Source organism: Candidatus Neomarinimicrobiota bacterium, assembly GCA_041862535.1.
Taxonomy (GTDB): domain Bacteria; phylum Fidelibacterota; class Marinisomatia; order SCGC-AAA003-L08; family TS1B11.
The window spans coordinates 1-13582 of the sequence record JBGVTM010000244.1; the positions used below are offsets into that span (position 1 = coordinate 1).

At 50.2% G+C, this 13582-nt stretch carries 12 protein-coding genes, 3 tRNA genes and 1 pseudogene; 10 read left to right on the plus strand and 6 right to left on the minus strand.

The window, feature by feature from the left end:
- The 6 genes from ACETWG_08950 to ACETWG_08975 form a co-directional block, all read left to right on the plus strand.
- On the plus strand, positions 1–417 hold a 417-nt coding region (locus ACETWG_08950; GenBank protein ID MFB0516719.1), incomplete at its 5' end, for a hypothetical protein.
- Positions 418–520: 103 nt separating this feature from the next.
- Positions 521–593: transfer RNA gene (locus tag ACETWG_08955), tRNA-Gly, on the plus strand.
- Between the two features lie 60 nt (positions 594–653).
- Positions 654–727, plus strand: a tRNA-Cys gene (locus ACETWG_08960).
- A 30-nt stretch (positions 728–757) separates the two neighbouring features.
- Positions 758–842 (plus strand) — tRNA-Leu (locus ACETWG_08965).
- Between the two features lie 255 nt (positions 843–1097).
- Positions 1098–1406, plus strand: coding sequence for a T9SS type A sorting domain-containing protein (locus ACETWG_08970; GenBank protein MFB0516720.1), 309 nt, complete (start codon positions 1098–1100; stop codon positions 1404–1406).
- A 100-nt stretch (positions 1407–1506) separates the two neighbouring features.
- Positions 1507–1740 (plus strand): hypothetical protein, encoded by a 234-nt coding sequence (locus ACETWG_08975; GenBank protein MFB0516721.1) that lies wholly within the window; start codon positions 1507–1509, stop codon positions 1738–1740.
- A gap of 24 nt (positions 1741–1764) precedes the next feature.
- On the opposite strand, the gene ACETWG_08980 is transcribed toward ACETWG_08975, so the two are convergent.
- The 6 genes and pseudogenes from ACETWG_08980 to ACETWG_09005 form a co-directional block, all read right to left on the minus strand.
- The gene (locus ACETWG_08980; GenBank protein MFB0516722.1) at positions 1765–3873 is read right to left on the minus strand and encodes a glycoside hydrolase family 97 protein; all 2109 of its coding nucleotides are present in this window, start codon (positions 3871–3873) and stop codon (positions 1765–1767) included.
- A gap of 98 nt (positions 3874–3971) precedes the next feature.
- Positions 3972–4244 (minus strand): T9SS type A sorting domain-containing protein, encoded by a 273-nt coding sequence (locus ACETWG_08985; protein MFB0516723.1) that lies wholly within the window; start codon positions 4242–4244, stop codon positions 3972–3974.
- Between the two features lie 57 nt (positions 4245–4301).
- Positions 4302–4457 (minus strand): annotated as a pseudogene (locus tag ACETWG_08990) (hypothetical protein).
- A gap of 91 nt (positions 4458–4548) precedes the next feature.
- Positions 4549–7056, minus strand: a complete 2508-nt coding sequence (locus ACETWG_08995; protein ID MFB0516724.1) for a glycoside hydrolase family 2 protein — start codon at positions 7054–7056, stop codon at positions 4549–4551.
- A gap of 145 nt (positions 7057–7201) precedes the next feature.
- Complete coding sequence (locus tag ACETWG_09000; protein MFB0516725.1) at positions 7202–7636, minus strand: hypothetical protein; 435 nt, start codon at positions 7634–7636, stop codon at positions 7202–7204.
- Positions 7637–7803: 167 nt separating this feature from the next.
- Positions 7804–9780, minus strand: coding sequence for a glycoside hydrolase family 97 protein (locus ACETWG_09005; protein MFB0516726.1), 1977 nt, complete (start codon positions 9778–9780; stop codon positions 7804–7806).
- 481 nt (positions 9781–10261) lie between these two features.
- On the opposite strand from ACETWG_09005, the gene ACETWG_09010 reads away from it, so the two are divergent.
- From ACETWG_09010 to ACETWG_09025, 4 genes are all read left to right on the plus strand, one after another.
- Positions 10262–10765, plus strand: a complete 504-nt coding sequence (locus tag ACETWG_09010) for a rubrerythrin family protein (protein MFB0516727.1) — start codon at positions 10262–10264, stop codon at positions 10763–10765.
- Between the two features lie 70 nt (positions 10766–10835).
- Entirely contained in the window at positions 10836–11801 is a 966-nt protein-coding gene (locus ACETWG_09015; protein ID MFB0516728.1) for an L-lactate dehydrogenase, read from the plus strand.
- Positions 11802–12215: 414 nt separating this feature from the next.
- Positions 12216–13169, plus strand: a complete 954-nt coding sequence (locus ACETWG_09020) for a hypothetical protein (protein ID MFB0516729.1) — start codon at positions 12216–12218, stop codon at positions 13167–13169.
- A gap of 122 nt (positions 13170–13291) precedes the next feature.
- Positions 13292–13582, plus strand: a 291-nt coding sequence (locus tag ACETWG_09025; protein ID MFB0516730.1) for a hypothetical protein, incomplete at its 3' end; no start/stop codon positions are given.

The following is a 13582-nucleotide window of genomic DNA, read 5'->3' on the forward strand; positions in this document are numbered from 1 at the left end:
GCTGCCTTGGGAAGCTTAGGTAAATACATCAATCTGATAACCGCGACTATTCATTCGCCGGAAAAGCCGTTGGTAGATCTGACGGCCCCTCGCAGGACACTGAACTATGTCGAAAAGAGCCTGGAACGTTTAAGAAGTAATAAGCCGAAGGATACTCCCCTCGAAGAGCTGTACGCAGCTAATCCCACTATTCTGAAGCGAATTCAGGTATTGCGCGAACGTGAAGCTGAAGCCAGGCAGACTATTGAGAAAGCGGTGAATACTATCCAAAGTGAGCGCATTAGCCTCGGCCAGTCCATCAGTGATGATCAAGAGCTGCTAGCACTGGTGAATAAGGCTATACAGGCCATCGAGAAGGCTGCGGCCTCATCACCGGTTGAAAAAGCAGGTGAATCCGCGCCACCCCTGGCTCCCTAATCCGAAGTGATATGTAGGATGGTTCTTGACGGAGGTTTTATCGAGAGTGTAGATTTCAACTGTTATTTTGCGAGCATGCCGAGGTGTTCCTTCGGTACCATGTGCGAGAGTAGCTCAGTTGGTAGAGCCCCACGTTGCCAACGTGGTTGTCGCGGGTTCGAGTCCCGTCTCTCGCTCGAAAAACCTCCCTTAGTGGAGGTTTTTTTGTATCTGGCAATGTAACTTACGGGGCATAGGGCGACGTACCCAAGTGGTCTAAGGGAGCGGTCTGCAAAACCGCTATTCACCGGTTCGAATCCGGTCGTCGCCTCGACTGGTTAGCTTTTCGCATTTTCCGATTGCCGGGGTGGTGGAACTGGTAGACACAGGGGACTTAAAATCCCCCGGCCCAATAGGCTGTGCGGGTTCGAGTCCCGCCCCCGGTACGCCTTCTAAGCCTTCATAATTACTTGATTTATGGGGGCTTACTTTTTCACCCTCAAATACCTCTTGATCCCGATTCTTCCCCTGATACGGATTGATACGGACGCTGGAATGGGCTGGAATGGGCTGGAATATCGGTATCATATCCGTATCAAATTGAAGGCGATTCTCCATGATTTGAGCCAAGTCTTGATAATCCTGTCTGAGCAAGTCTACATAGTGGCGTTCTGTAACCGTTACGGAACCGTGACCCACCCGTGGCCAATGAACCTACCTCCAATGTTCCCGCCGCTTTTTACATGGAAAGCAACTACCCCAATCCCTTCAATCCGGTAACCACCATCTGCTACGACTTACCACAAGCGAGTGATGTCTCACTGGTGGTTTATGACATCCTGGGCCGGAAAATTGTGCGCCTGGTAGATGGCCACATGCGAGCAGGCTATCATCATGTCGTATGGAATGGGAGAGATGCTGATGGCCGCGAGGTGACCTCCGGTCTCTACATCGCCCGATTGGTGACACCGGACTACACCAAGTCCATTAAGATGCTGCTATTGAAATAGCACTGTGGACAGTCCCGTCGTAGACGGGGGTGTTACTTAAGTAGAGAAAGTACACAAAGGCAGAGCTAAAAAGGCCCCGGACCTCCGGGGCCTTTTATTTGTGGCTTCCCGACGTTCATTCCACTCTGTCGGGGAAGCCCCGAGACACGGATTATATCCCCTGGAAAGCGGGGGTGTTGCTGAAGTAACGGCCATCTCCTCGATCACCACTGGCCGTTATTCCTTGGAACAGCTGGTCTATGACTGCCGGCTCATGAATGCGGCCTCGAATGAAGGACCTGAGGCCGCACTATCCCTGCAGCGCTGGTATATCGACAGGCAAAGCGAGAAGTGAACCACTCCGGAGTAGGTCACGGATTTAAGGAGTTTTAGAAACAGGTGTAATATGCACAACATAACCACCACCTGATGCCATTTTAGCTGTTATCGTATCTGTTGCGGATACCGTGATATCCCTGATTGAAATACTGGCGGGATTCATATCCGTCAGAGGGCCGTCCGAGTAGACCCGTGCGTGGTATTGTCCTTGATCTAGAAAATCCAGATTCAGATTAATAGAGCGGGGTTCCCAGTCCGTCAGTGCGCCGATGAACCAGTCGTAACTACTTCGGCGCGCAATGGCGACATAGTCACCAATTACGCCTGATAGAACGCGGGTTTCATCCCAGCTCGCCGCCACCTTCGTCAGAAAATCAGCACCCGGCTCCCCGCGGTAGGTACCCGGATAGTCGCAGACCATCTGGAGAGGACTTTCATAGACCACGAACATGGCGAGGTGGTGACAGCGCGTACCCATTGCAGTTGGTGCGTCGTATCGGGGCTCAAACTCTTCCCGGGTTACATGCTGGAAGGCACCGGGTGTATAGTCCATGGGACCTGCCAGCATACGCGTAAATGGAATCGTCACATTGTGTTCGGGAGTAATTCGATCACTCCACTTGGTGTGCTCCAGCCCTAGTACGCCTTCCCGCGTGAGCAGATTAGGGTAGGTCCTTCGGATACCAGTCGGTTTATACGATCCATGAAAATCCACTATGAGATGGTGCTCGGCCGCCTTTTTCACCACATCATGATAAAACCTGACCATCTCCTGATCGTCCCGGTTCATATAGTCGACTTTGACACCCTTCACGCCCCAGCTTTTGTAAAGCGGGAATGCAACATCCATTTGGTCACGTGTATTTTCCCAGTTCAGCCAAAGAAGAATATCCACGTTTCTTTCTCGGGCGTAGGCGATGATCAGCGGCAGGTCGACCTCAGGAATTGTCGTGGTGATATCTTGCGACGGATCCTTATGGGGACCGTACCACTTTGCATCAATCAGCAAATATTCCAGCTCGAATTCTGCGGCAAAGTCGATATAGTGCTTATAGGTGGCTGTATTCACACCTCCCTCAAAGTCAACACCTTCAACTGTTCTTCCCGACCACCAGGGCCAGGCGGCTTTCCCCGGTTTAATCCAGGAAGGATCGGATATCACGCTAGGTTCATTCAAGTTCAGGATGATGTTCGATTCTACCAGATCACCAGGCTCATCACCGATCATGATAACCCGCCATGGTGATTGATGAGGGACAGTTCCTTTGACACAGACGCCGGGATCACTCGGCCATGGGGATAATTTTGAGGTCAAGGTAGTGGGACTTCCCTCTACTCCGGTGAGATACATGGCCGCGTAGTCAGTAAGGCTGGCTTCTGTTAAGGCGATATATGGGCCGTCGTCGATCTCAATTGTCAGTGGGAGACCGACGAGAGATTGCGGATTGATTTCGCTCAGTGTTCCCCGAAGAAACGGACTTTCGTAGTTCGTAGTGAAATTCTCCAGGTATAACACCCAACAGGTATGGTCTTTAGGAAAGTTGAATTCACTGAATTCAGCCATAATCTCAAAATAGTCCATGCCATCTTGCTTTGGTAACAGGTAGCGGAACGCCACTCCATCGTTAAATACTCGGAATAACAGATGAAGACTCCGTCTCGGAGGCCTGATTTCCTGTAATTCGACCTGCAGCTCATTGTACTGATTGCGTGCGTATTTCGACTTGCCCACCACTAACTCATAGGTCTCATCGTGCTTCCGCCGCGAGGTTCCGACAATCTTCATTCCTCTGGAAATTTCTCCTTCCTGCAACTCGAGGGAGAGGTGTGATGGAGAGAGGATCTGTCGTTGATTGTACCCAATTGAATACAGCGGCGAATTGTCCTCATCCCGGTCGAATACAAACTCAATTTTACCGTCGGGAGAAAGTAGTTTGAGTGGCACTGATTGCGATTCACACGATCCGAACATCAGTGAGCCTAGAAGCATTAGTATAATGACTTTAGCTAGTCGCATGCGTAGTTTCCTCCAAGTGTATTCACTCCTCGATTGACTCCTGCTCCAGCCCCAGCAATTGTCCATCCTAACCTTCCAGAAACCGGAGAGATCCTGAGCTGATCGACATCGATTCTGTTGTGGATAAAGCATGTTGTTCAATTACTTCCAATACTGTTGTGTTTACCTTCACAATTATTTCAGGTGTCTCTTAATTCTCGCGTAATTCCCAAAAGCCAAGCCCATCATTCTCACCTGGGAAGTAGCATTTTTATGCTTTGAGTATATCCGGGCGTCACAAGTCGGACGATATACATGCCGGTGGGTGCTTCCCTTCCATCCGAAGTGTTTCCATCCCAAATGACATGGTGCATACTTGGATCTAGAAGTCCTTTTTTCAGCTGCATCACTTCTCGAACTAGTAGATCATAAACAATTAGAGCTACCTGCAACCTCTGCCTTAGGGAAAATGTGATGGTGGTGGAGGCGTTGAATGGGTTCGGATAATTCTGAGATAGCATCATCTGATGTAAGGACTGGGATTCAGGTACCGCCACGGGGTCAGTGTATGTCAGGATATAATCTCCTCCAGGTACCGTGAAGTAAAGACTTTTGCCTTCTTCAGTGGCTGATACTCCTGTCAACTCAAGGTCATTCCCTGCGACGGTCCAGGTTCCGGGCTGCAGACCGCAAACCAGGACTTTAACCGTGTCCAATCCCGGAATGGTCAGTCCGACCTGTCCGGCAAGATCCTAGCTCTTACACATTATTAAACCTGCGGAATGGCAGGCTAATGCGCCGTGTCAATGACGCCCATCCAAGTCATTTCTAGTTTTCAGAATAACTCACAACCAGCTCGTCTTCCACAAAAGCATTACCTTTCCTGGCGAGTGCACGTAGATGATTTTCACCGGGATTGAAGACCACATCCCAACGGAATACATATTGATTCTTCTTTTCTCCCAATGATCTCCCGTTCAGGAATAACTCCACAGCCTCGCCATTACTGTAGACCCGAAGTTGCCTGGATTCACCCTCAGCTCCCGGATAGTGAGTCCTGGTGTGGGAAACAATGTATACTATCGGTTCATCAGACCACTGGCTCTGGTAAAAGTAGTAGGAGTCCTTCGGTCTGCGCGCCATATCACACAGGCCCTTCTGGTTCACACGCGGTATGTTGCCGATCTTAACGAAAGAGCCGAAATCGAACATATTCCAGACGGCCCCGCCAGCGATCCAGGGACGCTTGTTGATGGCGTCCAGGTAATGCTCGTGAAAGTCAAGCTGGTATTCCTCACTGAAATCGAAGGGGATGGGATTGTCCACATGGTAGCCACGCTTGGCACCAACTCCGTACTCACTGATGATAATGTTCCAGTCAGGATGCGCACAGTGCTCTTCATCCATGACCGGTCCGAAATCTTCCATCGTACCTTCATACCATCCGTAGTAGCGGTTGCGGCCGATGACATCGGTGATGTCCGCGAGCGCTACATCCTTGAAGTGATTATGGGCTTGCACCGTCAGGCGGGTGGGTTCCTCCTGGTGGGCCAAATCATTCAATTCCCGGAGGAGCGCCATTATTACGGGCACCTGCTCCTTGTTGGCGAAGCCCATCGCTGACTCATTGGTGATTCCCCATAGGATAATAGAGGGATGATTGCGGTCGCGCCGGATCATCTCACGGAGCATCTGTTTGGTATTCTCTGCGAAGGCCTCGCCCCCGACGGAATTAACCAGGGGGACCTCTTCCCATACCAGCAGTCCCAGGCGGTCACAGGCATCGAGGACCGCCGGGTCCTGGGGATAGTGGGCCAGGCGGATAAAATTTGCTCCCATATCCTTAATGATTTGGATGTCTTGAATCAGCAATGAATCAGGGACGGCCCAGCCCAATCCTTGGTAATCCTGATGCTTGTTCACACCCCTCAGTTTTAAGGACTTACCATTAAGAGAAAAACCCTCATTCGAATCAAATGAATACCAGCGAAATCCAAAGGGAGTCTCAATCTCATCCACAGGTTGGTCATCTAGAAGGACAGTGGAATACACAGAATACAGAACAGGATTATCAGGGCTCCATAGTTTTGGATGTTGAACGGCAGGAGTCATCTGCTGAAACTGATAGGAAAGTCCTGGTTCAATATCCTTGCTGCTCTTCGCCGTAGCCTCGATCTCCCCATTCGGATTCACCACGTTAGTGATTAAGGTGATCATCTTGTTCGTTTTGGCATCATTCCTCACCTCGGTCTGAATCATGACTTTCGCGGCTGATTGGTCAATTCCCGGTGAAGTGATGAAAACATCCACGATATATGCTCTATCGGTAATCACGAGCCTGACATCCCGGTAGAGTCCGCCATACATGATATAATCCGCTGTGTGTGGTGGAATATCATAATCATAGGAGTTATCCACCCGTACGGCAAGCAGGTTCCCCTTCTTCCCGAATCGTACATGATCTGTGACATCGAATGAAAATCCGGTATACCCCCCGATGTGCTTACCTATATAATGGTTATTTACCCAGACCTCAGCCGTTTGGTTGGCACCTTCAAATTCCAGGAAGACTCTTCTCCCGTTAGCCGCAGGATTAAGCGTAAAGTGTTGCCGGTACCAGCCCGGTCCGCGATAGTAAGCGTGATATTCTTCATAGCCATCGAAGATATTTCGTGTATCCAATACATCTGATGCGTTCCAGCAGTGGGGAATAGAAACAGGTGTCCAATGCTCATCATTCAATCCTTCCCGCCAGCCATCCGCTACGTCCTGCCTGATGAACTTCCAATCCGGATTGAGATTGATCTCACGTCTGGGTATGTCCGCGGCACGAATATACAGGGGCCGAAATTCCTCCGACATATTCAGTACACTCAACAGATGCCCTTCTCCCGCGCCGAGATGATATGTCACTCTTCGCTTTTCTCCCCAGAGAGCCTTGGTTAATAAGAGCTCAGCTTCGATCTCTTTCTCAGAGGCGATAAAGATGACTAGCTCCTTTTCAATGACATTCTCTGTGTAAAAAGCCAGAGTGAATACATTGGACTGAATCAGATCACTCACGTCGCGCTGGAATTCCCTGCGTCGATAGGGAGTGTACACTGCTTCGTCCGTGTAGAGCCACCCATCGTAGAAGAAATAGCTCAGTGTTGACTCACCGTAGGGCAGATCCTTCGCCGCCATCCAGGTCCAACCACTCTTGAGTTGCGGACTGACAACCAATCCTTCATCAGTGGTGAAGACTCCAAATACTTCACCGGGCTCTACCTGACCCCGCTCTAACTCAAGGTTCAAGGCCATGTCAGGAGTGAAATATTTTGCGGATGCAGCGGGCACTCCGTTGGAATCCGTTCTTGAACATCCATTAAAAGCAGCGAGAAGAGTAACCAAGGTAATAAGAACCATGAATCTTATCTTCATCATTAAACCTCGAAATACTTATGAGTTTTTAGTCCATATATGGCACCATGATAATACATATTTAGTCAAAATCCACAAGATTATAGCGCGCTTTCCCGCCCCTTATCTCAACGGCAACACGATTTCCATTGAGAATCACATTTGGTGCATTGGCTATGGCGCGCTCAAAGACAATGATATAGTCACCATTAATTTCCACAAAATCTCCCGCGAATGAAATAACTGGAAGAAGCCCCTGTACTTGCACGAGTTTGATATCGCCAAATTTGAGATACGAACCACTGACCACGTGGTATGCCCTGACAATGCCATCCTCATCAGTACGGATCAATGCCATTTGAGCATCCTTCTCAATATCACCCTGAACGGCTGGTTTCCCTGCCTGATCATGCTCGCAAAAGCAGTCATTTCCGGCTAAGGTGGTGATCTGTAGCTCCACGATCCCCCGTCCATCACCATTCTCAGCCTCGCGGCTGGCAATGCTTATCTCGATCATCTCCATTGTGAACGGACAGATTACCGTGGGCCGGATCACTAAGCGCATCAGTTGCACCGGAAGTTTCGCAGAACTAGGGGGGCTGAGACGGGGGACACCTCATTTTTTAATATTTGAGTGCTAAAGCAATATGAATCGATTGATTCTTTAGCAAGAACTATTATCCCTCACGGGCGGGATGCCCCTTGTTCAGGCCCGATCCTTGCGGCCCAGCCGCCGCCCGGGGCCATCCGGATGGTCAACTTGTCGCTGCGATCCACTGATCTAACCTCCTTTTTATAATCATTCCCGTAGCGGTCGGCGTTTACACCATCTCTAAAGATCTCCATTGCATAACTACCTTCACCAAGGAAAGAGAGGTCGACTTCGAGCTCCCGCGCTGTCCAGTCGGTCATGGCCCCCAAGTACCATTCGATTCCAGACCGCCGGGCGACCAGCACGTAATCCGAGACCCGAGCCTCCAGCACCCGGGTCTCATCCCAGACTGTTGGCACTTTGGCCAAAAACTCGAGGCATTCACTCTCCGCCAGATAATGCGAAGGACTATCGCACAGCATCTGGAGAGGGCTTTCGTACACCACGTACATTGCCAGCTGGTGGCAGCGCGTCCCCTGGCTCATCGGCCGCTCGAAGATCGCCTTGAAATTATTCTTCTGCGCGTTGACCATAGCTCCAGGTGTATAGTCCATGGGACCTGCCAGCATCCGGGTGAAAGGAATGATCAGATCGTGTTCCGGGGTGACATTCTCAGACCACTTGCAGTGCTCGAGCCCCAGCACCCCTTCACGTGTCAGGACATTGGGATAGGCTCTCCTCAGGCCGGTCGGCTTATAGGCGCCGTGAAAATCCAAAAGAAACTGCCGTTTGGCTGCCTCCTGCGCAATCTTGTGATAGTAATTCACCATCCACTGATCGTCTCGTTGCATGAAATCCACTTTAAGGCCTTTGACACCCCATTTTTCAAACTGGTCCAGGGCCTCCTCCAGCTGGTCGTCCAGGGTCTTCCAGATCACCCAGAGGATGATCCCAACATTCTTTTTGCGAGCATGGTCCAGGATTTCTTCCATAGCAATGTTCGGGTTTAGTCTCAGCAGGTCTCCTAGCACATACCAGCCTTCATCCAGGATAACGTATTCGATTCCGTGGTCGCCTGCGAAGTCGATATAATATTTATAGGTCTCGGTGTTGACTCCGGCCTTGAAGTCCACTCCAGAGATATTGAGGGCATTCCACCAGTCCCAGGCGACTTTGCCCGGCTTGATCCAGGACGGATCCTTGAGCTGGAGCGGTTTGGCCAGTTTAAAAACCAGCTGGCTTTCAAGCAGGTCACGGTCCTTTTCGGCTATTAATAGCGCCCGCCAGGGAAATGATCGTCGACCTGGTGTCTTCGCTATATAATCCGCCCTCTTGGTCACCCGCAGGTCACGGTCGCGGTCCAGCTCCTCCACCAGAGCAGCGGCTGGAAACAGGCCGGCCAGGGACGGCCCATTCGTCCCTCTAAGATAAAGCCCCGGGTAATCTTCAAGGTCTGCTTCCATGATCGCAACCTTCGGACCACCTTCAATATCAACCAACGTTGGCGGGTAACACATCTTATCCCCCGGGATTTCACTCAGTGGGATGTATTCATAGCGCCTTTCCTGATGGGTAAAAAAGCTCGGTTCGGTGGCAAAATAAACCCTGTGATCACCGGGGAAGTTGAAGCGGACTTCCTCATCCAGGACTTCGATATCCCCGTCGAACTCGGTCAAAAACCTGTAAGCAATCCCATCATCATATGCGCGGAAGGTTAATCCGTATCCGCCTTTAAAAAGCAGGGATATCTCCTCGAAACGATCCAACACCTCCCGGCTCTTTACTCGCAGAACGGGGTACAGTACCTGGTCAACCGAACGCTTCTTGACATCCCGGACCACTGGGTTTATCCCCAGCTTTGCTCGGTTACGAACGGTCATTGAAACCGGGGAGGGTGATATGATCTTCGAAGATTTATGAAAAACTGAGAAGGTAGTCTTATTGTTCACCTCGACTTTGAGGGTGATCTCTTTATCCGGAGAATGAATAATGTAATCCTTAGCGGACAACAATCCTTGGTTAAGTAGGAGCATGATGCATAGCAGAAAAGTACTTCTCCAGGGTCTCATGACGTCTTGTCCCTCCTGAATATCAGCTTATTTGTTGTTGTACGTCAACAGAGTTTTCTGCAACACTATGGCAGAAACTAAGTGAAACACGTTACCATTACAAAGGCTTGTCTATGCCTCATCTGAAGCCTCATGGGCTTAATTTGCACCCGTCCTATCGCATCGAAATATACCATGTCAATTATCATGACTCTATTGAAGTAAGCTGTCATGCGTAGATTGTCGAAGCCGGAGCCTTGTCCTGAGTCCGCCAGCTGGCCGATCGAATGATTACCGAAGCCTGCTGTTGCTCAAATGATCCGAAGGGTCATCCTGAACCTGCCGAAGGATCTCCCACCCTGGCCTTCGCAACCTCCATGGACGGTGGGAGAGCAGAAAGGGAATCGACGTAGACTGAACGGGGTTACATGCCTACAAGTATCATTCTCCCACGCCAGGTTTGTAAATTGACACTGCAAACCATATCGGAGGAGGCAAACCTATGCATGCAATGACCAGAGCTAATCTGGAGGCAGCTTTTGCCGGTGAGAGCCAGGCGCACATGAAATACGCTATTTTCGCTGACAAGGCAGAGCGTGAAGGCTACCCCGAGGTAGCCCGCCTATTCCGGGCCATCTCTTTTGCCGAGAAAGTTCATGCCACCAACCACCTGCGGGAACTGGGCGGCATCAGCAATACCGCCGCTAACCTGGAGGTAGCAATTGCCGGCGAGAATTATGAGAACACCGAGATGTACCCGGCTTTTGACGCCGTGGCCAGGCTTCAGCAGGAAAAGGGCGCCATCCGCAGCATTCACTATGCCCTGGAGGCCGAAAAAATCCATGAAGCCATGTACATCGAGACCAGAGATTCGGTCGCATCAGGCAAGGACATCAAGCCTGCCCCTGTTTTTATCTGTCCTGTGTGCGGCCACACGGTCATCGGTGAAGCCCCGGACAAGTGCCCCATCTGCGGTGTACCCAAAGACAAGTATCACCAATTCTGATTGGTGATGAATCGAGCTGTATGAGACCTCAATTCCGAGTTTGTTATCAGAACTGTCGGAGGGAACGATAATGAATGAGGACCGATGGAAAGCAAGGAAAGTGGTAATAGTAGGTGCGGGCGCGGTAGGGTCTACTTTTGCCTACGCGCTGGCTCAAAATGGTCTGGCTGATGAAATCGTCCTGATAGACCGTAATCGTGAGCTCATGGAGGGACAAGTGCTCGATCTTGCGCATGGTTTGCCCTTTTTCCCTCCAGTTCAGATTTCCGTAGGAGAGATAAGTGATTACACGGATGCGCAGGTGGTGGTGATTGCTGCTGGTGCTAAACAAGCCCCGGGTGAATCCCGCCTGAGCCTTCTTCAAAGAAATGCGGTAATTATCGAGGGTATTGTTGATGACATCGTGAGTCATAATTCACCAGCCGTAATGGTTGTGGTGAGTAATCCCGTTGATGTCCTCACCTATATCGCCCTTAAGAGATCAGGCTGGAGGAGGGGTCGGGTCATCGGATCGGGTACCGTATTGGATAGCGCCCGCTTCCGCTATTTATTGAGCCGGCACTGCGATATAGATGTACATAACACTCATGCCTACATTCTCGGCGAACACGGTGATAGTGAGTTTGCTGCCTGGTCTTTAACTAACCTGGCCGGCATGCCCATCGAAGATTATTGCCCGGTCTGTCGCAAATGCACTGATTGGGACCGGGAACGCAATGAAATCGTTAAAACAGTAAGGGACTCTGCCTATCACATCATTGACTACAAAGGGGCAACCTACTTCGCTATTGGCCTGGCACTCGTTCGAATTGTGGGGGCAATCCTGCGCAATCGCAGGAGTGTGCTTACCGTCTCAACCCTCCTCGATGGTGAATATGGTCTGAGAGATGTGTGTTTGAGTGTGCCGAGTATTGTATCCCAGGAAGGTGTCGAGCAGGTTGTTGAGGCCAATCTATCATCAAAAGAGCTGGAAGCCTTGTCTCAGTCCGCCTCCATCTTGCGTGGTGCAATAGCGGAGTTACGCCGGGGCCTGTAGTCTGGGAGCAATCGATCAGGCCGCTCAGTCCCCTCCGGCATCTACATCGCCCGATTAGTGACCAAGGATTACAGCAAGTCCATCAAGATGCTATTATTGAAATAGCGCATAGACAGTCCCGCTGAAAGCGGGGGCACCTGCGGGGCCAGAGGCGGGGCTTTTTTGGTTGTGCATTACAAGGGAAGACAGACGACGCGCCTCTGCAGCGGCAATGGGAGCTCCGGTCACTAGATGTCAGCCTCGAAGATAATATGGAAGGCATTGCAAAAAAATGGCAACAATACGGGAAGGGATCGCCGCTTCTGTATCGTGCAGCAATTCTAAGTAACTATATTTTCTTGACACCGCCGGGTAATGCCGGTATCTTTGAAATGCGTAATTCCCGATATCTTTCTGTGTTGAGGTGCTAATAAGGTGAACAGCAGAAGCCTGATACTTCTTATAGCCCTTTCTTTGCTGCTGTCTTCGTGCGGCAAGAATCCGGCAGAGCCACCGGATGAGAATGGTGGTGACGATGGCAACGGAGCTACGCCTGGCCTCCCCTCACCAGCGATTGACAGCTACCCCAGCTGGAGTCCGGATGGCCAGACCATCGCGTTCTACCATCATGGGGTTGTATATGATCCTGTATCAGACCTGGGGGAGTCTACTGACCCAGACTCGGAGGGCATATGGTTTATCGCGCCGGATGGCAGCGATAAGCGGATGTTCCTAAAGGGAGCACGCTTACCTGCCTGGGGACCACCGGGAGAATGGCTGGCGTTTGTGGCCGGAACTCAAATTTTCAAGATAAAGGTTAATGGTGACAGCCTTACCCAACTAACCTTTGAAGGGAGGAACTTCTTCCCTACCTGGAGTCCTGATGGGAAATGGATTACATATGACTCAAATACCGACAGTCCAAATGGTATGTATTTTATATGGAAAATGATGATGGATGGTTCAGGGAAAAGGTGTATTGCTTTCGACCCAGAAAAGGGGGAAATCAGGCAACCTCATTGGTCTCTAGAAGACGGAGAGATTGTGCACATCCGCTATGGGTATGCTGCGAGTGGTGAGCCTGAAATATTCACTATGGATACTGCCGGAGCCTCCATTCTACAATGTACTCATTTAAATGCGTGGAGCATATCCCCGAAATTTTCTTATGATGGCGCTAAAATTGCCTTTGCATCTAGTTCAGGAATATGGATTATGGATCGCACTGGCGAAAATAAAATACAATTGACCTCAAATGGAGGCATAGAACCCTTCTGGTCCCCTGACGGAAAACATATTGTGTACGTGGGACCTGAACAAACCCTATGGATTATGGACGCCGACGGCGGCAACAAAAGACAGCTGACGTTCAGGCCCAAACCCGTTTAAGTATGAACCTCTCAAGGCATAATTACAGAATAGATCAATACACCAGACCTGTGCCACTGAATTATACTTAGCAACATTAAGCTACTACAATAACTATGAACCAACCTAGGGAGGGAAAGAAAATGAAACAGTTAAAACCAGTTTCACTGGTAGTAGGACTGTGTATGCTCATATTATCGGCTGGGATTGCCCAAGAACCGATATTTGAGCGGGAAATCATTGTCATGTTCAGACCAGGTGTTATTGAACTCTCACCGGGAGTCATTGAGGCGAAACTATCGGAAGTCGCCATAACCATTCCTGCAATAAAGAACGCTCTGGAAAGGAGAAACGTAGAGGCTGTTTTAAAGGTTTTTCCCGACTTCGAGCTTGATGACACATTAGGCATATCAAGAACGGGGGAGAGAGTCAAA

Bases quoted from the DNA above. Each gene is read 5' to 3' on its own strand.
- ACETWG_08980 (MFB0516722.1), bottom strand. From the start codon at position 3,873: ATGCTTTATCCACAACAGAATCGATGTCGATCAGCTCAGGATCTCTCC.
- ACETWG_08985 (MFB0516723.1), bottom strand. From the start codon at position 4,244: ATGATGCTATCTCAGAATTATCCGAACCCATTCAACGCCTCCACCACC.
- ACETWG_09000 (MFB0516725.1), bottom strand. From the start codon at position 7,636: ATGATCGAGATAAGCATTGCCAGCCGCGAGGCTGAGAATGGTGATGGA.
- ACETWG_09005 (MFB0516726.1), bottom strand. From the start codon at position 9,780: ATGAGACCCTGGAGAAGTACTTTTCTGCTATGCATCATGCTCCTACTT.
- ACETWG_09010 (MFB0516727.1), top strand. From the start codon at position 10,262: ATGCATGCAATGACCAGAGCTAATCTGGAGGCAGCTTTTGCCGGTGAG.
- ACETWG_09015 (MFB0516728.1), top strand. From the start codon at position 10,836: ATGAATGAGGACCGATGGAAAGCAAGGAAAGTGGTAATAGTAGGTGCG.